Origin of the sequence: Methanococcoides vulcani (assembly GCF_900111645.1) — an archaeon.
Taxonomy (GTDB): domain Archaea; phylum Halobacteriota; class Methanosarcinia; order Methanosarcinales; family Methanosarcinaceae; genus Methanococcoides; species Methanococcoides vulcani.
This window is the reverse complement of sequence record NZ_FOHQ01000008.1, coordinates 82,752-100,656: the sequence shown is the minus strand read 5'-3', so window position 1 is coordinate 100,656 and position 17,905 is coordinate 82,752. Positions and strand designations below refer to the sequence as shown.

Below are 17,905 nucleotides of genomic sequence, written 5' to 3'. Positions count from 1 at the left end.
AGATTGCTGAAACTGGTGAGATTGCTGAAACTGGTGAGATTGCTGAAACTGGTGAGATTGCTGAAACTGGTGAGATTGCTGAAACTGGTGAGATTACTGAAATTGGTGAGGTCGAAGGAGCCGGACATATGGCTGAGACCACTGAGGTGGGTCCAAACGGTGAAACCACTGTAATTCATGAGGCTGAGATCCCGGAAATGGATGAGAAGGAGCTCCGTAAGATCGAACAATATGTCATTAATTTAAGGCTTGGAGATTCAAGAAAGAACATTCGTTTAAAGGAATTCCTTAAGGATCCGAAAGATGCATTTTATAGATATCCTTATTATTCGATGTTATTCAGCGGACCTGCTGCTCTTTTGTTCATGATAACAGGATTCTCGTTCACCTGGGGAACGCCAACTATCGATCATGTTATCTTATTTTCGGTGTGGATATTTATCATCCCGCCAGCAATAACCTATTACAGGAAGCATAAATTTGTCAACAAGGTCGAAGAGTACCTGCCGAATTTCCTGCGTGATATTGCAGAAATGAGCAGGGCAGGTCTTACTCTCCCTGCAGCATTAGGCACTGTTGCAAAGGGTGAATATGGTGAAATGACGGATGAGATCAAGAAAATGGATGCATCTGTCTCCTGGGGTATTTCCTTTGAAGAAACCATGGAATACTTCGCAAAAAGAATGAACACTTCTCTCATATCACGTGCAGTGGCCCTGATCACTCAGGCAAGCCGTGCTGGTGGACGTGTGTCCTTTGTACTTGAAGCTGCTGCGAGGGATGCAAGCGAGATAAAGACACTTGAGAGGGAACGTCGTGGTAACATGGCTGTTTACGTAGTGATAAGCTACATAGCCTTCTTCGTGTTCATCTTTGTGATATTGATGCTGACAACTCGCTTTGTTCCTACGATGTATGAAGCAAGTCAAGCTGTGGCAGGTGCTTCTGCAGGAGGTTCCTTTATTGGAGGTTTTGATCCCGATGCTTTCATACGTACCCTTTTCCATGCATGTCTGCTACAAGGATTCATGAGTGGTCTGGTTGCAGGACAATTGGGAGAGAACCGGCTTTCCGGAGGTCTGAAGCACTCATTCATACTGACCTTTATTGCCTGGGTATGCTTCCTGATCCTGTGATGAAAAGATGCTTGTAGCTAAACAAATAAACAAAAAAGTAAGCATATAATTAAATAATAAATAAGGAGAGTTCACTTCTTTGAAAAGGACTCTCTTGCTTTTTCTTTTATAGATGTGAACAGGTCATTTCCCTTTGTGTCGATACCGACAATGAGAGGGCCGAACTCAACGACTTCAAGTTCCCATACGGCTTCAGGCATTCCAAGGTCCAGCCAGTGAACCTGGGGGACATTCTTTATAGAACCTGCTGCAAGTGCTGCACATCCACCGGTGTATGCGAGGTAGACACATTTCCCTTTCAGGCTTTCAGCCACGTTGTTCATACCACCTTTTCCGACAAGGGCACGAACGTTGAAATGCTTCAGAAGGTTCGGTGTCATCTTTGACATCCTGTCGCTTGTAGTAGGTCCGGCTGCAACGACACTCCATTTTCCTTCTATCTGCTGCATCAGGGGTCCACAGTGGTAAATAGCTGCACCTTCCAGTTCAAAAGGTAGCTCAAGGCCTTCCTCATACATTTCAAGTATTCTTGCATGTGCTTCATCACGGGCTGTCAGGACAGTCCCTGTGAGATAGACAATGTCACCGGCATCGAGTTGTTTGACGTCTTCCTTCTTAAGAGGTGTATTTAGATGGTATTCCATTATTCCTTACCTCCAAGTATAACTGAAGCATGCCGGTTTGCCCAGCACTGGATATTAATAGCTACAGGCAGGGATGCTGTGTGGCAGTGAGATGTGTTAAGATGTACTGCAAGAGCAGTGGTATCGCCGCCAAGACCCATTGGTCCGATTCCCAGTGAATTGATCCTGGCAAGGATGGTCTTCTCTTCATCGTTCATGTCATTTACAGTTCGTAAAAGTGAGGATTTCGCAAGCCTTGCAGCTTTGTCGAAAGACCCTCCGATTCCCACACCTACAATAACAGGCGGACATGGTCGGCCTCCGGCATTGAGTACGGTTTCAACAATGAAGTCATCAATGCTCTTAAGCTCGGTGGGATTCATCATTTTCAGAACGCTCATGTTCTCGGAACCTGCACCTTTTGGAGCTACTGTTATTTTCAGCTGTTTTCCTTCTACAAAGTCATATTTGATATCAGGAAGTCCTTCGCCTGTATTGTCATTGCTGTTGCTTCGGCTAAGCGGATCAACAGCATTTGGTCGCAATGGAACCTGTTGGGTTGCTATCCTGGTAGCTTCAAGTATCGCTCCCTTAAGGTCAAAATCAATATGCAGGTCCCTGCCTATCTCTACATAAAATATAAGTATGCCTGTATCCTGGCAGAGGGGAATGCTGTTGTTCCCTGCAATCTCAATGTTCTTAAGGATCGCTTCTATCTGCGATCTTGCAACATCGCTTGATTCATTTTCTTTTGCTGTTTCAAGAGCCTTTATCACATCATCAGGAAGAAGCGTCTCAGCTTCCTTTATTGTGTTAACAGTGGCTTTAACTACAGCATCATAAGTTATCTTGCCAGTCAAAAAAGATCACCTTAAATGGTGCGGGAGAAGGGATTCGAACCCCCGAACGTCTACACGAGTAGATCTTGAGTCTACCACCGTTGGCCACTTGGTTACTCCCGCATTTGAGAAATACGTTACCAGAAATAGCAGTATTTGTTATAAACTTATCTATCGTTCACTCGTATGTGCCTTTTTAGTTTGAACGGAAATGCTATATTTGCGATAAATATGCTTTTCTTTGAAATATATTTATTAAAGAGTAAGTAATTGTAATCTAATGATGACGACAGATATACCTGAAAATGGTGCATCCTTTGATCCGCGCAGGATCGAAGAAAAGAACAAAGAAATGGTTCTGGGCATTTCAGATCGTGGTTGGCATCCAAAACAATTGACGGATAAGTGCAACCCTGATTATCAGATGCATTTTGGCGGTGATACTCTGGATCTTGAATCTCTCATGGATTTTATGGAATCCATCCACAAGGCGCTTCCTGACCTTCATTTTGTTGTTAATGATGTTATTGCTGAAGGTGATAAAGTTGTGACTCGGTGGACTGCCAGTGGTACGCATCTGGCTGATTTCCAGGGTGTTCCTCCCACACACAAGCCGGTGACCTTTACCGGGATCACGATCACACGTATAGAGAATGGCCTGATCGCTGAGGACTGGGAAGAGGTAGATCAATTGAACTTTGCCCAGCAGTTCGGTGCTTTTTCATCTGATATGCTTTGACAGGGTCCGAATAATACTCAGGTATTAATGGCATATCTTTTATACAAACAGGTACCAGATTAGTTGAAAATGCATGGTCTTATTCCAGACATATAATCCCGGAGAATTCATTTGATAGAAACCAGAATTTTAATTGCCCTGTTCCTTTTGTACTGGGTCATAGTATCGATCCTTGACAAAAAGGGCATACTTGAGCGATATAACATCTCTACCTATGGTCCTATACTTATGATCAGGACCCTCAGGGGCCAAAAACTGTTGGACTTCCTTGCAAGACCCAAAAGTATGTGGAAATTATTCGCGAATATCGGCATAGTCCTGATGTTCATTGGCATGTTCGCTATGTTCCTCATTATAGTTGTATCAGATGTTGCCATGCTGTCGTCCATTGGGGATAATACGCTCCCTGAGCCTGGTAAGTTCAATGAGGCAAGGAACATTTTCCTAATACCTGGTGTAAATGAGTTCATACCTCTTTCCTGGGGTATTATTGCTCTGCTGGTAACACTTGTAGTACATGAGTTCTCACATGCGATCCTGTGTAAAGTAGAAGGTATCAGGGTCAAGTCCATGGGTATCCTGCTTGCTGTAGTTCCTATCGGAGGTTTTGCCGAACCGGATGAGGAGGAGCTTTTCGGGATAAAGAAGGAAGATGGTAAAGATCTGGAAGCAAGTTCCACTGATGGTCCAATCGAAAGGAAGATCCTGGGCATAGAAAAAGAACCAGATACTAGCAAAGTGGCCACAAGGGAACAAAGGGCACGGATACTGGCAGCAGGTGTCATGTCAAATTTCGTGGTTGCAGCAATTGCATTTATACTGTTGTTCGGTCCTGTGCTTGGGGCGATATCACCTCTTGGTGATGCCATGATAGTTAATGTTACACCTGATTCTCCAGCAGATATTGCAGGACTTCAGGATAATATGGTGATCACGCAGATCGATGATACACCTGTTGAAAAAGCGAATGACATTTTACTTTACATGAGTAGCGTTGAACCCGGTACTGTGGTGGAGGTGCATGCTGCCAAAGACCGGGTGGTCTCGGTCTATGATGTTCAGGTAGGAGAAGATGATACTGAAGATGTCAGGGGTATCTATGTAAATGACATCGTCCCGGATTCACCTGCTGAAGCAGCGGGGGTTGAAAAGGGCATGATGATCATCAACATTGATGGCACTCCAATAAATTCATCCGACGATTTTGTGCTCTTCATGAACTCGACAAAAGTGGGTCAGACGATCCTCGTGGAAGCTGTGATGGCAGATAGTCCTGAAAAGAATGCATCCTCTGCTTTCTTTGAAGTAGAACTGGCTTCACATCCTGATGGTATTTCTGAAAAAGGTTTCCTTGGTATCTATTATGGTTCCAATGGACTCCAGATAACTCCTCTTGGGATCACCGTGGGTGAGTTCCCTGCGAAAGCCTATCTTGAAGCCCTGCGCTCAATACCTTCACTGATGACCGGTTTTGTCGGCTGGATCATTCTTCTGGGACTTCCGATCGTAGGCTTTGCAGGCGAAGGTTTCCCCGGATTTAGTGGCACACTTGCCCAGTTCTATCACCCTGTAGGATGGGGGGAACCTCTGGGTATCGGTGTGTTCTGGATCGCCAATACTTTGCTCTGGGTTGGCTGGCTTAACTTCTATGTTGGCCTGTTCAACTGTCTCCCGGCAGTACCACTTGATGGGGGTCATGTATTCAAGGACTATCTCAGGTCCTTTGTTGGCAGGCTTGTATCGGACGAGAGAAGGGCAACAGAGATATCAGCAGCCATAGCAGCAACTTTCACATTTGTGATCCTTATATCCTTCCTGTTCATGATATTCGGACCATATATTGTACATGGATTCTGATGGCTACAAAAGTTTGAAAGATATCCATGAATACATTATGAAAGCACTATGAAAGCACTATGAATAAAGCATAACGTAAGAATTGAAGAGGTCGCGAGATGAGATATCCAAAATTCTTGAGTTCGTCCATTGCAGCTTATATTGCAATTTCTATTGGCGTCGTCCTGCTTTACATAGTAATTTTCATGAATCTGATGGGATATGAGGGACAGCATGAATACGCCAATCTGGCAAATGCTATCTACTGGGTTATGGCTTCTGTAACTACAGTTGGTTATGGTGACATTGTCTTCCAGTCGATGATCGGGAAGATCTTTTCCATTATAGTCATGATTTCAGGCATTCCACTCTTCTTTGGAATCTTGATCACACTGGTCATCACTCCCTGGTTCGAGAAAACGATGAAACTTCCTCTTGCTGTCAAGGTCCCGAAAAAGTATTCAGATCACATCATTGTCTGTGGCTATAATGCACTTGTGGAGACCCTGGTGGAAGAGTTCAAGGAGCAAAATACAAGTTTTGTTATTGTATCAGAAGATGAGGATGCTCTTCGTATGTTATTCAGGAAGAACATTCCCTGCATGTATGGTGATCCAAGCGATGAGATCACACTTGAGAATGCTAACATTAATTCTGCCCGCTTTCTCATTGCTAACCAGTCCGATAATGAAAATGCTAACATTGTTCTTACCGCGCGAAAAGTTAGTGATGTCAGGATAATTGCTGTGGCAGAAGATGCTTCCAAGATAAAATACCTGAAATATGCTGGTGCTGACCGTGTCATATCGCCCAAACTGGTACTGGGCAGGTTCTTTGCAAAGAAGGCTGTTGATCCCTTCCTTGGCGTGCTCTTTGGGACCACTGAGTTCTTTGATGGATGTAGCATCGTCGAGTTTCCTGTATACTCTAAAAGTGCATTGATCGGAACAACTCTGTCACAGGCGCAAATTCATGAAAGGACAGGAGCTACGATCATAGGCTTGAGGAAAGGGGGGCAGCTTACTTTTAACATTCATCCCGGTGATGTGATAAAGGACAATACTGTCATTCTTGCAGTAGGTAGCAGGGAACAGCTTCAGAGATTAGGTAAGTTGACCGATTAAAAGGGGCAATATGATGATAAAAAATGAACATTTGATCGTACTTGGCTATGGTGACGTTGGCAAACGTATAGTTGAAGTATTTATTGAGAACGATGTTCATTTCACCGTGGTCGATAAAAATGAGGCTGCATTCTCAAATGTAGATTTCGACCATGTTTCTGGCGACGGGACCGATGAAGCTGTTCTCATGCAGGCGGGTATTGAAAAAGCATCTACTGTGATCATTACGTTGAATACTGATACTGAAGTCATCTTTGCAACTCTTATGGCACGTGGTCTCAAGCCGGATTGCATTATTTTCTCACGTGCAAATTCGGTGAATTCCATTGACAAGCTATACAAGGCCGGGGCAGATTACGTAGCTTCACTTTCCATCGTATCAGGTCAGCTGCTTGCCAAGATCACATCCAAATGCACCCGTCCGGAATGCTATCAGCTTTATGAGGAGATCGTACTCTATGAAGGTATAGAGATCGAAAAGTTCCAGCTCAAGGAAGGTTCCAGTATGGTCAGCAATAACATAGGGGAACTTGACTTTGTCAATAAATTCGACTGCAAGATCATAGGTGTTGAAAGAAAAGGCTCAGTGACTGTCTCTCTTCCTTCTTCCTTCGTGCTGAAGGTAGGCGATACGATCGCCGTGGTGGGAAACAGGGAGCATGTCGAGAAGTTCAGGAATATTTTCATTAAACAGGATTGATCTCTTTCGGTGGATATGTATTTATGGAGCCATTTTTTTATATTGCAATTGTTTTCTGTCTTTCCATCCTTTTCTCGTTCCTGGGAATGGGTGGTGCGATCATATATGTTCCTTTGCTGTACTGGCTTGGAATGGACCTTTTGACAGCGATCGCCATTGCATTGTTGTTAAATGTGGTGACCACTTTTTCAGCATCTCTGACCTATATTAAAAAAAGGATGGTGGATTTTCATACAGCTGCACCATTTATAGTATCCTCTGCAATAGCTGCACCATTTGGGGCTTTTATCTCACAATCTGTTCCTGATACTACAACATTAAGCACATTCAGTCTGGTAGTTGCATTGGCAGGTATCATTGTTATATTTTCAAAGAGGATCGGAAATACGGAAAGTGAAGTGAAGGTCAGCCGGAAAGCACGCTTCATTATCGGTATCATTTTGGGCTTGTTCATCGGAACAGTTGCAGGAATGCTGGGCATTGGTGGCGGTACATTCCTGGTTCCTGTCTTGCTGCTTCTGGGATTTGGAATAAAGAGTGCACCTGCAACATCCGCATTAGTTGTTCTCTTCTCATCCCTTTCCGGGTTTCTCTCCCATATCGGTAGTTTACAAATAGATCATCAACTGCTTGTTGCTATGGCATTAACAGCATTAGTGGGCGGACAGATCGGCTCACGTCTGATGTATCTGAGACACGATAAGCTTCGCATCTTCTTTGAACAGTATTTCAGCAAAACGCTGGGTTTGGTGCTACTGTTAATATCCGTGATGGTACAGTGGTCTCTTATAGGGAAATAAGATCACAAAATTATGCTCAATGATCCCATTTTCATGATAGAAAGGTTTAATACAAAACATCACAATGATACAACGCAATTCTAAGCTGCAAGGGCTCGTAGGGTAGCCAGGACATCCTCATGGGCTTCGAAGTGGATTATTCCGCGAAGAGACCCATTGACCCGCGTTCGAATCGCGGCGGGCCCGTATTTTATCAACTTTATTTTTTTATCTCTACTCAAAATGTAGGTTCTTATCAAAAACTTATAATGTTTTGAAGATCATTATCATTTATGAGTGTTGGACTAAAAGAAGAGATCAGTAAATTCCATTTTTTGAATGTAAACTGGAAGGACCTGGACATTTTTCTTTTATTTCTTTTTATACCATCACTTTTGATGATGTTTTTTTTCCTTCCGGATTATATGAAGTTCGATCACTTCATTCTCTTTCCATTAGAGCCAAAGATCGAAACACTTTTTTTGTCCAACTATATCCATTCCTCATATTCTCATTTGATGGAGAACCTGATCTTTTATGTGGTTATCATGTTTCTGATCATTAATTTTGAAACTGATAGGAATTTTTTCATTATATCATTCTTGTTATTTTCTTTCGTCCTTCCATTTGTTGTTTCATTTTCAATGGTATATTTTATAGGCCTTCCATTTCCTGTTCAGGGATATTCAGGAATTGTAAGTGCACTGGTAGCTTACCTGATGTTTGCTTTTTATAGATATTGCAAAAAGTATTATTGTCCTAAAATAGGGCACGAGTTCGTTTATTTTTTAATATTTTTGAACCTGTTCCTGGTGCTTTTTAATTTGAAGGCTTCTATTTTCATGTATCTGGCAGTTTCTATGCTTCTACTGGTAACTGCCTACATTAATAGACCTTTCTTTGATTGTGTTTCTCTGAAGCTTCACTCAGTTTGCGGAGCAGGTATGATCAAAAGATCACCGATGCCTATCATATTCTATGTCTTTATTATCTATGTTTTTCTTGTCTATTTCTTAGTAGGTCTTCCATTGTTGATCCCTGAAAATACCATAGATGGGGTATGTATTGTGAACATTCTGGGACATTATACGGGCTATGTATTTGGACTAGTGTCCACTCTTATGCTTGAAAAGGTAAACAAAATTATTTAAAAAAGAATTTTCCCGGACATTCCCGGGAAAATTGAATGAACATTTTATTTTATCTGAATTCTTTAGTTTTTTCAATTTATTCTGTCATATCGATCTCAAAACCAACAATCGGCTGGCCAAGGCTAAAGTTGACGATAACTCCTGGATAGAGTTCTCCCATTACTCCGACCTTCTTACCATCGATAATGATGTCAGCACGCCTGCCTTCGATAAATGCAGGATCGGTTGATTCAGCGACCTCATATGGAATATCCCTCTCCCTCATCACGGCGTCCAGGACTTCCCTGATCTCAGTGAAGTTTGCCTGTGCATGGATCGAGGCAGCTGAAAGATGGAGCCTGTTCTTTGCATTCACAACAACTTCTCCGACTTCAAAGATGCGCTGTGGAAGCTCATGGTGCTGGTTCAGGGAGAATATCTCCATAAGGTTTGGTAATATGGTGGTGCGGACCATTGTCTGGTCTTCGCTTATAGGGTGAAGCACAAATGTAACATCATCTGTTTCTTCACGGCACATCCATTCAAAATGCACTTTCTGGCTGGTGAGCGTAAAAGGCATGACCTCTGAATATCCAAGGCTTACCATTATCTCTCGCATTGCTCCCCTTGTCAGGGATATGGGATGTGCGCTTCCAATGGTGGCACTCTTTGGGAATTTGCTCTGGATCTTGTCAAAGCCATATCCGATTGCAATATCCTCGATCACATCAAAATTGTGCAATATGTCTGCTCTGTAGGACGGGACCATTATGTCGAAGTTCTCTCCGTCATCAGAAAGGCTTGCACCGAATCCCATTCTTTCCAGTTCATTTATGATCTCCTCGTTGGTAAGTTCCACGCCTATTAGTGAATCTATCTCTGATCTTGGAAGTTTGAGGTCGCGGGCTGTCATATCAGGGGTGACCTTTTCAGTTCCATCAGGATAGATGATCTTCACTGATTCGACCTTGCCGCCTCTCTCTGCAAGTGAGGTCACCACGATGTTAAGCGCAGTGTAGACCGCATCACCAAGTCCGGTCACATCAATGAACAGGGCTGTCGTGCTTTCTTCCACTCTTGTAAGTGTTCCATTGATAATTGGCGGGAATGAAAGGACATTTTCCTTTGAATCAGTTATCAAAGGGTATTTTTTCATTCCTTCAAGGATGTCGGCAAAGCGTACGCCTTTTGGATGTTCCTCAAGGATCTCATCCATTGTCATTGGTTCTGTGAAGTCAAGAGGTACGAATTTGTAATCCGGGTCAACTGCCTGATATTTGAATGGCGGGGTGATATTTGCCATGTCATGGACACCGATGGAAACTTTCTTCCTGTTCCTTCCAAGCCCCCAGTGGAGGGATTCCTGAAGGTCCATCAGGGATTTGATAGAGCTGGATGTGAAGTTTATTCCCCTTACAACTGCGCAGCCTAGTACCGGGCGTACGTTCCCGATCTGGTCATCAAGTTCTATCGTAATGTCCGATGGTGTCACATCATAATGACAAAGCCCGGTTTCGATGTTCATAAATCCGCGCATGGCCCTTGCTACTCCTTCCACACTGTAAAGGTCAGGGCGGTCAGGGAAGAACTCAATGTCTATGGACTCTTTTTCGATACGTTCGATGTCTGCACCTATCATTGGTACACGGTCAATGATCGTATCCTTGTCTGAACGTGTGAGTGATTCCAGATCCTCATATTGTAAGGTAATTATTGGCATGTGGGATATCTCCGTGGTCATACTATATATGACCATTAGCAATTTGAACCGATAATAGAACGAACATGTGTAGCTTTTGATTTAATATTTTTCATCAATTTTCTTTGGAATGTACTCCTTTAAATGCAATAACTTTAATAATGTATAATGATTATTATCATTATAATAATAGATCACACCATCTGTGGCTATAATGAACACAGATCCTTTGCGGTGTAACAATGGTAAAAGAGGCAGAAGAAAACCCGGATAACGACAGGATGGATGGTATTGAAGATGCCGATCAGAATACTGCCGTTGGAAACGACCCTGATGCAGCCAATGAAGGAAAGGAACTTAGCGATAACCTATCCGAATTTCACAACAGTAATGAAATTGATGAAGAAGACCTTGAAGCAGTTATTCTAACACCAAGGAGCAGATCTAAAAAAAGTTTTGGTTATCCTCCTGAAAGGAACAGTTTTGATAATGATGCTGATGAGGATCTTAATATCCTTCTACCAAAATCTGAGAATTTTTCCCGTCCGGAACTCGAATCCAGTTCCTCTATACAGGATTGGAAACCAATAGGTGGTTATTCCAATGGTTTTGAACCAGTTTCCATCGATCCGGAAGGATCCGACTTATCTTTACACGAAGAGCGTACCATCACAGAAACGTTCCCAAAGACGCATATTGAGCTGACAGATGAGGGTAGCACTGATAACAAAGATATCGGTGATATCCATATTGTCGATGAACTGGAAAGTAGAAAAGATATCGCTGACTTGGAGGAAGCCAACAAGGGCTTCGAAGATGTTGTCGAAGAGAATGTTGTTAAAGATAGTGTTTCCGAAGATGTCCTTCAGGAAGAACAGGTTTCTAAGGACGATGAAGGAATTCCAGCTGAAAAGATAGGCATTATCGACAAAATAAAGAATCTCTTCAGAGGGGAGAATGAGGAGATCGAACCTTATGACCCGGAAGTCCATGGGATCCTTTCAGAATTTACAGGGGTTGAGGACTATGAAGAAATTGATCGTTACTGGACCTCGGAACCGTATGTTTTTATTGTCATTCTTTACAATGAGGATCGAAATGATCACATTTATTATGTGGTCGAGCCTTCACTCTCTGACTTTGAGCAGGTCTTCCTGACAGAGATACAGGATCGTCTTCATAATGAGCTTCTGGTAGAAGATATTGATGAAAATGAGGATAAGGAAGAAGTGCTTGAAAAAGAGATCCGTGACATCATCAAAGACTATGCTATCGAAATAACTCCTGCAATGCTTGAGAAGGTATTTTATTACATTAAGCGTGATTTCATCAGATTCGGTAAGATCGATCCCCTGATGAATGATAGTTCAATAGAGGATATTTCCGGTAATGGTCACAGTAAGCCGATCTTCCTTTATCATCGTGTTTACCAGAACATTGCTACTAACATCAGTTTTGAGGAAAATGAACTTAATTCTTTCATTATCCAGCTTGCACAGAAGAGCGGCAAGCACATCTCAGTAGCAGATCCTATGGTCGATGCCACTATGCCGGATGGTTCAAGGGTACAGATGACACTGGGTGTCAGTGTTACAACCCATGGTAGTACATTTACTATCAGGAAGTTCAGTGAGGATCCTATCACTCCGATAGATCTCCTGAAGTGGGGAACATTCTCTTCGGAATGTATGGCATATCTTTGGCTATGCATTGAGAACAACAAGAGCCTGATCTATGCCGGTGGTACTGCATCCGGTAAGACTTCTTCCCTGAATGCCGTATCCCTATTTATTCCTGAAAAGGCTAAGATCATCAGTCTTGAAGATACAAGGGAATTGAAATTGCCTCATCCAAATTGGATCCCTGGTGTAACTAGAGATTCCTTCACAGCGGACGATCGCGGTTCTGTAGATATGTATGATCTTCTAAAGGCTGCATTACGTCAGCGTCCAGAATATCTCCTTGTCGGAGAAGTTCGTGGTAAAGAAGCTCTGACATTGTTCCAGGCAATGTCCACAGGACATACAACTTTCTCGACAATGCATGCAGATTCAGTTCCATCCGCTATCCACAGGCTTGAGAACCCACCTATCAGTGTACCGCGTAACATGATACAGGCACTGGACATTATGTGCATTCAGGCACAGACCTATTCCATGGGCAAGCGTGTCAGAAGGAACCTGAAGGTGGTGGAGATCATTGACATCGATCCAAATACACGAAACATCAGGACCAATGATGTGTTCGTGTGGGATTCTTCAACCGATATCTTCAATAGAACAGGCGATTCAAAAGCTTTGATGGATATCCGTATGAGGAGAGGCTGGGGTACAATGGATGTCAACAGGGAATTGGCAAACAGGCAGCGTATATTGGAATATATGGTCAATAATAATATTGAGGACTTTAAGCAGATCTCTAGTATTATTAATGCCTATCAATCCACACCGGAAAAAGTCTTGAAGGAACTTGATCTGCTATAACGTTCTTTGGAGTGATAAGGTGACAGAAGACGGATTTCAGGAAAAAGCTCATGAAAGCGAAATACAGGAAATAGTTCCTGATATTGCTGATCTTGTCGAAGAACAGGATAGTCTTCAGGATATCGAACCTTCAATCGAAACGGAGGTCAGCACCCCCTCCTCACTTTCTTCCGGGACTAAAAAGGATTCATTCCTGAGTGGTATCAAACGAAAGCTATCCGGGGGGCCCAAAAAGGATAATGGCACTTTTGACAGGTTTTATGATTACTTCGCTATCTTTAAAAAGATCCCTTTTGCATTACTTGGTGATCGGATACAGGCAAGGAAAGAAAAATATGCAAATCTCCAGGTGCAACTTTACCAGGCACGTGTGCCTCTTTCATATGAGATGTATGTCTCAAATACGATTTTCTATTCCGTGCTTTGCTGTGTAATTGGCCTTATTCTGGGTCTTATCCTTTCATATATTGTTGTGAATTTGGTCGGACTTCCTGATACTATAACAAATCTGGAGTTCAGCACATCTACTTCCTGGATACTTCAATTTAAATCGTTGTTCATTGGTCTTTTTATAACCGTTCTTTTTGCTGCAATGCTTGGAGGTGTTACCTATGGATTGTTTATGCTTTACCCGGGTTTCAAGGCAGGTGAACGCAAAGGAAATATCGACAGGCATCTGCCTTATGCCGTAACTTTCATGTATGCCCTTTGTAAGGGTGGCATGAACATTATTGAAGTATTCAGGCTGTTAGCCCGTTCAGAGGATACCTACGGTGAGGTTTCGAAAGAGATAGATGCCATCCTGCGTGAGATGGACTATTTCGGACACGACCTGAGAACCGCGATCTCGAACATTAGCGACATAACTCCTTCAGAAAGGTTCCAGGACCTGATGCAGAACCTGCTGACCAGCATTGACAGTGGTGGAAGTATTCCACGTTATTTCCAGGATAAGTCTGAACAGTATATGCAAAAAGCAGTTATAGACCAGAAAGGATTTTTGGAGACCCTGGCATTGCTGTCAGAATCCTATGTTACTGCATTCGTTGCCGGTCCCCTCTTTATCATCATACTAGGTGTTATGATGGCTGTGATGGGCTCAGGATCAGATGTCATGGTATATGCCATTATTTATGCCGTACTTCCGATCGGCTCACTGATGTTTGTTGTGATGATCAGCATTATTACTCCAAGCGAGAGCGGAGAACCTGATATCCTGCCTACCAGAATAGTGCTTGATCATGGTATTCCACAGACCCCATCATATCTTGAACCGGTATATAACGAAGCAGGTGAACTGATAGATGAGACTGAAGAAAAGGTCCGGGAGAGAGCATTGTATGGGGATCTTGCAAAGTCTAAAAGATCATTATCATTGAGGGGTTTCTTGCAGAATCCGATCAAACCACTGATGAATAAACCTCTCTATACCCTTGCTGTTACATTACCACTTGCATTTCTGGTTATTTTTATCCCCTTCTGGTTGAATAAAGGGGATCTTCAGACAACATCACAGGTGGTTGCTTTTATTGATGATTATATTGTACTTGGTCTTTTCCTTGTAATAGTTCCTCTTGCTATTTTCCATGAGGTTAAATCCCATAGGAAGAAAAGCCTTGAGAAACAGTTCCCTGATTTCTTAAAAAAACTTGCAAGCACTAACGAGACCGGAATGACTCTTCGTGATTCCATAAAACTTATGAAAGCTTCCAGTAAAGGAAACCTTGGTAAAGAGATCCACAAGATCTGGAAGGATACCTTCTGGGGAATGAATGTCAATGATTCCCTCATCAGGTTTGCCAACAGGCATCGAACTCATGTTATAGCACGTTCGATGACCCTTATTACAAGAGCCAATGAATCAAGTGGTGATGTGGGTGAAGTGCTTCTGGTAGCAGCACGTGATGCAGCATCAGAACAGTCCATGAAACATGAGCGTTCAATGAACATGATGATCTACATAGTCATCATTTATATTGCTTTCTTCGTGTTCGTTGGAGTCATCTATGTTATCTCTACGACCTTCCTGACCGAGATGGCAATTGCGGGTGAAAAGATGGCTGAAGCAGGAACACAGGGCGGTGGATTCCTTGGAAATTTTGACCTTGAAGCATACACCCGTTTGTTCCTGCATGCATCCCTTCTTCAGGGATTAAGCTCCGGGCTCATGGCAGGTGCAATGGGTGAGGGTAATGTACTTTCAGGACTGAAACACTCAATAGTCATGATCACTGTCGGCTATCTTATATTCACCCTGTTCGTATGAGTAGTTGTTCTGTTTAAGCAGGGCAATTACAATGATGGGAGATTTCAATGAAGATCGTGGGAATTGATGAAGCTGGAAAAGGTCCTGTAATAGGTCCTATGTGCATTGGTGGTGTGAGAATTGATAAGAGTAAAAGCAATGCTCTTAAGAATCTCGGGGTTGCCGATTCCAAGAAACTCTCACCAAAAAAGAGAGTGCATCTCGCGTCCCAGATCAAGAAGTATGCAGATGATTATTTTGTTTTTGAAGTATCCCCTGGCCAGATAGATGAGCTTCGCAAACTGATGACCATGAACGAGATCATGGTCCTTGGCTTTGGGAATGTGATCGAAAATCTTCCGGGTGATGAGATCTATGTTGATGCGGCGGATGTAAAAGAGGAACGATTTGGCAAACGTCTTCTTGAAGGTTATTTGAAGAATCACCCTGATAGCGTAGCTCCCACTATCGTTTCAAAACATGGAGCCGATGATCTTTTCCCGGTGGTATCTGCAGCATCTATTGTAGCGAAGGTCAGGCGCGATGAACTGATTGAAGAGCTTAAAAAAGATATCGGTGTGGATTTTGGAAGTGGATATCCCTCTGATCCAAAGACCAAGCAGTTCCTGAAGGATTGGTATGATGAGCACGGTTCCCTGCCGGATATCGTCAGGCATTCCTGGAAGACCGCACAGAATATCGTTGAAAAATAAGGCTGATCGGATAAATAAAGAATAGACTAAATGCTGTCAGCTCTATAGATGTTACATTAATAGAATAGCTAGGTTAGAGTATAATGGACTATACTAAAGTCGAATGGGATGAGATAGGCTAGAGTAAAATCTAATGGAATGGGATAGACTAGACTAGACTAGACTAGACTAGACTATAATTAAATTAAAATGAATGAAAAAAAGTTGAGTATTCAGGTAATATTACCTGTTGTTAATATACTCCACCATTGACTGGAACATCCTGACGCCATCATCGGAGCCAAGGATAGATTCGGATGCTCTTTCCGGATGGGGCATAAGTCCCATTACATTCCTTTTCCCGTTCAGTATGCCTGCAATGTTCTCCTGTGAACCATTGGGGTTTACTTCATCGGTCACGTGACCATCTTTATCCACATACCTGAAAGCTACAAGCTTTTCATCTTCCATATTTGAAAGGGTCTTCTCATCAGCATAGAAATTACCTTCCATATGGGCTATGGGTACCCGGATAACTTCGCCTTCCTTAAAAGCGGAAGTAAATGGTGAGTCTGTGGTCTCTACTCTCAGGTAGGTCCCTTCACATCTGAACTTCGGGTACATGTTGGTTGCAAGGGCACCATTGAGCAGTCCTGATTCAGTGAGTATCTGGAAACCGTTACAAATACCCATTACCGGCTTACCCTCATCTGCCATCTTCTTGACGGAATCCATGATCGGTGTGCGTGATGCGATAGCACCTGCGCGCAGGTAGTCACCATAGGAGAAGCCTCCGGGTATCACTGCACCTTCGAACCTGTCAAGGTCATGCTCCTTGTACCATACAAGTTCTGCATCCACACCGACAACGTCTTTCAGTACGTGCAAAACATCAAGATCACAATTGCTTCCACCAAACTGAATGATGGCTATTGTCATTTAAGCTTCCCTCATGTCGATGGTGTAATTGTGTATGATCGGGTTCGCGATAAGCTTCTGGCACATCTCATCAACCTTCTTTTCTGCCAGTTCACTGGACTCTTCCTCAAGGTCAATGATATATCTCTTTGATGTCCTCAGTTCGTTTGTGTGGTATCCAAGGTGCTCCAATGCCCTTTTAATGGTGGTACCTTCCGGGTCAAGCATTCCCGGCTTAAGCTCGATTGTTACTTCTGCACGATATTGCATTTTGATCCTCTGTTTTTGCTATAATGTGATTAGGGGTATAATGGTTATCAAGCAATTAAAAATATCGCTTTAACATCCAGGTTTAAGTTATAATGTTTGTTTTGCATTCCATATCCTTTGTACAAGGGTCAGGTGTGCAAGTACTGCTATAACGGCTACTGCAATTAAAATATATCCTGTGATAGCTCCCACTATCAGTATGATCAGTCTTTCAGATCTCTCTGCAACTCCCACGTTCATCGAAGTGGATCCTGCGGCTTCTGCTCTGGCACGTGTATAGCTGACCATGTATGAGCCGATCAATGCGAGAACACACCATAACCACAACGGTGCCTGCAACAGTGTGGTCTGATAAATGCTCCCGTTCACCGAGCCGTAAATGATGCCTGCAAAGATGACAGCATCCGCATACCTGTCACAGACCGAGTCCAGCACACCTCCAAATGGTGTGATATTTCCTGAAGCCCTTGCGACTGCACCGTCAAGGACATCGAAGATACCGCTTAGCATAATGAAGATCGCACCCATGGTGAGCTCGCCGATGGCAAACTCAAGGGCTGCAATGCCACTGATAAGAAGTCCTATGATGGTCAGGATATTTGGTGAGATAGGAATGTTCTTTGCAAGCGGCAAAACCGAGATTCTGATCGTGTCTTTTAGTTCATTGAAAATAATTGATCCCTCTTGCTGTC

Annotated in this window: 16 protein-coding genes and 2 tRNA genes; 11 read left to right on the top strand and 7 right to left on the bottom strand. The window is 43.0% G+C overall.

Annotated features, from left to right (window positions below; all coding sequences use genetic code 11):
* Positions 1-1,136 (top strand): type II secretion system F family protein (locus BMX02_RS11085; protein WP_342707221.1); only part of this gene is annotated, 1,136 nt, incomplete at its 5' end.
* A gap of 71 nt (positions 1,137-1,207) precedes the next feature.
* On the opposite strand, the gene BMX02_RS11080 is transcribed toward BMX02_RS11085, so the two are convergent.
* The 3 genes from BMX02_RS11080 to BMX02_RS11070 all read right to left on the bottom strand — a co-directional run bounded on the left by BMX02_RS11080 (position 1,208) and on the right by BMX02_RS11070 (position 2,721).
* Positions 1,208-1,780, bottom strand: a complete 573-nt coding sequence (locus BMX02_RS11080; RefSeq protein ID WP_091690787.1) for a FumA C-terminus/TtdB family hydratase beta subunit — start codon at positions 1,778-1,780, stop codon at positions 1,208-1,210.
* Complete coding sequence (locus tag BMX02_RS11075; RefSeq protein ID WP_091690785.1) at positions 1,780-2,619, bottom strand: fumarate hydratase; 840 nt, start codon at positions 2,617-2,619, stop codon at positions 1,780-1,782. The genes BMX02_RS11080 and BMX02_RS11075 overlap by 1 nt, the downstream gene beginning before the upstream one ends.
* Before the next feature lie 16 nt (positions 2,620-2,635).
* Positions 2,636-2,721: transfer RNA gene (locus tag BMX02_RS11070), tRNA-Leu, on the bottom strand.
* Positions 2,722-2,878: 157 nt separating this feature from the next.
* Here BMX02_RS11070 and BMX02_RS11065 point away from each other — a divergent pair.
* The 7 genes from BMX02_RS11065 to BMX02_RS11035 all read left to right on the top strand — a co-directional run bounded on the left by BMX02_RS11065 (position 2,879) and on the right by BMX02_RS11035 (position 8,927).
* The gene (locus tag BMX02_RS11065; RefSeq protein WP_244624923.1) at positions 2,879-3,337 is read left to right on the top strand and encodes an ester cyclase; all 459 of its coding nucleotides are present in this window, start codon (positions 2,879-2,881) and stop codon (positions 3,335-3,337) included.
* A gap of 111 nt (positions 3,338-3,448) precedes the next feature.
* Positions 3,449-5,194, top strand: coding sequence for a site-2 protease family protein (locus tag BMX02_RS11060; protein WP_091690783.1), 1,746 nt, complete (start codon positions 3,449-3,451; stop codon positions 5,192-5,194).
* A gap of 98 nt (positions 5,195-5,292) precedes the next feature.
* Entirely contained in the window at positions 5,293-6,297 is a 1,005-nt protein-coding gene (locus tag BMX02_RS11055) for a potassium channel family protein (protein ID WP_091690781.1), read from the top strand.
* A gap of 10 nt (positions 6,298-6,307) precedes the next feature.
* Positions 6,308-6,997 (top strand): potassium channel family protein, encoded by a 690-nt coding sequence (locus tag BMX02_RS11050; RefSeq protein ID WP_091690780.1) that lies wholly within the window; start codon positions 6,308-6,310, stop codon positions 6,995-6,997.
* 23 nt (positions 6,998-7,020) lie between these two features.
* Positions 7,021-7,797, top strand: a complete 777-nt coding sequence (locus BMX02_RS11045; protein WP_091690778.1) for a sulfite exporter TauE/SafE family protein — start codon at positions 7,021-7,023, stop codon at positions 7,795-7,797.
* A gap of 91 nt (positions 7,798-7,888) precedes the next feature.
* Positions 7,889-7,983, top strand: a tRNA-Arg gene (locus tag BMX02_RS11040).
* Positions 7,984-8,069: 86 nt separating this feature from the next.
* Complete coding sequence (locus tag BMX02_RS11035) at positions 8,070-8,927, top strand: hypothetical protein (protein WP_091690776.1); 858 nt, start codon at positions 8,070-8,072, stop codon at positions 8,925-8,927.
* A 76-nt stretch (positions 8,928-9,003) separates the two neighbouring features.
* Here the strand turns inward: BMX02_RS11035 and pheT are convergent, their stop codons facing one another.
* Positions 9,004-10,626, bottom strand: coding sequence for a phenylalanine--tRNA ligase subunit beta (gene pheT / locus BMX02_RS11030; RefSeq protein ID WP_091690774.1), 1,623 nt, complete (start codon positions 10,624-10,626; stop codon positions 9,004-9,006).
* Positions 10,627-10,847: 221 nt separating this feature from the next.
* On the opposite strand from pheT, the gene BMX02_RS11025 reads away from it, so the two are divergent.
* Genes BMX02_RS11025 through rnhB form a run of 3 tightly spaced genes read left to right on the top strand, consistent with a single transcriptional unit; the run spans position 10,848 to position 16,046 of the window.
* Entirely contained in the window at positions 10,848-13,088 is a 2,241-nt protein-coding gene (locus tag BMX02_RS11025) for a type II/IV secretion system ATPase subunit (protein ID WP_244624915.1), read from the top strand.
* A 19-nt stretch (positions 13,089-13,107) separates the two neighbouring features.
* Complete coding sequence (locus BMX02_RS11020) at positions 13,108-15,354, top strand: type II secretion system F family protein (protein WP_244624913.1); 2,247 nt, start codon at positions 13,108-13,110, stop codon at positions 15,352-15,354.
* Positions 15,355-15,401: 47 nt separating this feature from the next.
* The gene (gene rnhB, locus BMX02_RS11015) at positions 15,402-16,046 is read left to right on the top strand and encodes a ribonuclease HII (RefSeq protein WP_091690773.1); all 645 of its coding nucleotides are present in this window, start codon (positions 15,402-15,404) and stop codon (positions 16,044-16,046) included.
* Positions 16,047-16,268: 222 nt separating this feature from the next.
* Here the strand turns inward: rnhB and purQ are convergent, their stop codons facing one another.
* The 3 genes from purQ to BMX02_RS11000 all read right to left on the bottom strand — a co-directional run bounded on the left by purQ (position 16,269) and on the right by BMX02_RS11000 (position 17,846).
* Positions 16,269-16,964, bottom strand: coding sequence for a phosphoribosylformylglycinamidine synthase subunit PurQ (gene purQ, locus BMX02_RS11010; protein ID WP_091690771.1), 696 nt, complete (start codon positions 16,962-16,964; stop codon positions 16,269-16,271).
* The gene (purS, locus tag BMX02_RS11005) at positions 16,965-17,213 is read right to left on the bottom strand and encodes a phosphoribosylformylglycinamidine synthase subunit PurS (RefSeq protein WP_091690769.1); all 249 of its coding nucleotides are present in this window, start codon (positions 17,211-17,213) and stop codon (positions 16,965-16,967) included. It abuts the gene before it with no gap.
* A gap of 87 nt (positions 17,214-17,300) precedes the next feature.
* Positions 17,301-17,846, bottom strand: coding sequence for a CDP-alcohol phosphatidyltransferase family protein (locus tag BMX02_RS11000; RefSeq protein WP_244624904.1), 546 nt, complete (start codon positions 17,844-17,846; stop codon positions 17,301-17,303).
* Between the last annotated feature and the right edge of the window lie 59 nt (positions 17,847-17,905).